Source organism: Mesorhizobium helmanticense (assembly GCF_003034915.1).
Classification (GTDB): Bacteria; Pseudomonadota; Alphaproteobacteria; order Rhizobiales; family Rhizobiaceae; genus Mesorhizobium; species Mesorhizobium helmanticense.
Map to the genome: position 1 here is coordinate 1 of NZ_PZJX01000110.1, position 1,177 is coordinate 1,177.

A 1,177-nucleotide genomic window follows, 5' to 3' on the forward strand; every position below is an offset into this window, starting at 1 on the left:
TGCTTGTCTTATGACTTTCCGTCGTTTCGAGGCCAAAGTGGGTTGCCGCCTGCGGGCCTTTACCACCCGCAGGCGGCGGGAGGGGTGGGATCGATGAATCGCCGGTCGTGATGGACCGAGCTAGAGTATGATCGCCCCTCTCTTTTCCATGAGGCCTGAACGGATAGCCGGGTTTCTAGACCCGGATGACAAGCACGGGACACGGAAAAGATGACCGCAATCATACCACGCACACTCGGAATCGACATCTCGAAAGATCGCCTCGACGTCCATCTCCTACCGGAAGGGACGGAGCGGCAATACGCCAACGACGCCAGCGGTCTACGCGAACTGATCCGCTGGCTGGCGCCTCTTGCGCCTGCCCGCATCGTCTACGAGGCGACGGGCGCCTACCATCGGTTGCTCGAGCGCACGTTGGGTGCCAAGGGCCTGCCGCTGGTCAAGATGAACCCACAGCGCACGCGTGCCTTCGCAAAGGCCGCCGGCCGCTTGTCCAAGACCGATCGGATCGATGCCGCCATGCTCGCCCACTTCGGCGCGCTGATGGCGCCGCAGATCCGGCCGATCCGCAGCGATGCCCTTGATGCGCTTTGCGAACTGGTCGCCGCCCGACGAGCGCTGATCAAGGACCGCACCGCCACATTGAACCGACAGAAGTCTTTGACCATCCCGCTGTTAAAGCGCCAGGCCGAGCAACGGTTGAAACAAATCGCTGCCCAGATCACAGCGATCGACACCGAATGCCGAACCCATATCGCCAGCGAACCCGGTCTCAGACGCCGCTTCGATATTCTCACCAGCATTCCGGGGCTTGGAGAGGCGAGTGCCTTCGCCATCGTCGCTGACATGCCCGAACTGGGTGCACTCGAAAACAAGCAAGCTGCAAGCTTGGCCGGCCTTGCCCCCGTCGACCGCCAGTCCGGCCAGTGGAAGGGCAAGAGCTTCATCCAGGGCGGCCGGCAAATGCTCAGGCAGGCACTCTACATGCCCGCCCTCGTCGCCACCCGATTCAATCAGCCTCTCAAGGCAAAATACGAAAGCCTCCGAGCAGGCGGAAAACCTGCAAAAGTCGCCATAACCGCAATCATGCGAAAGCTTGTCGTCCTCGCAAACGCTCTCATCAGGGACGACCGGAAATGGTCTCCAGACATTCCTTGACCAAGACGGATACTCTAGC

Annotated in this window: 1 protein-coding gene; it reads left to right on the forward strand. The window is 61.0% G+C overall.

Annotated elements, in window-relative coordinates:
* Positions 1 to 210: 210 nt before the first annotated feature.
* Positions 211 to 1,158: an IS110 family RNA-guided transposase gene (locus C9427_RS33535; protein WP_107653186.1), complete on the forward strand. Its 948-nt coding sequence runs from the start codon at positions 211 to 213 to the stop codon at positions 1,156 to 1,158.
* Positions 1,159 to 1,177: the final 19 nt, after the last annotated feature.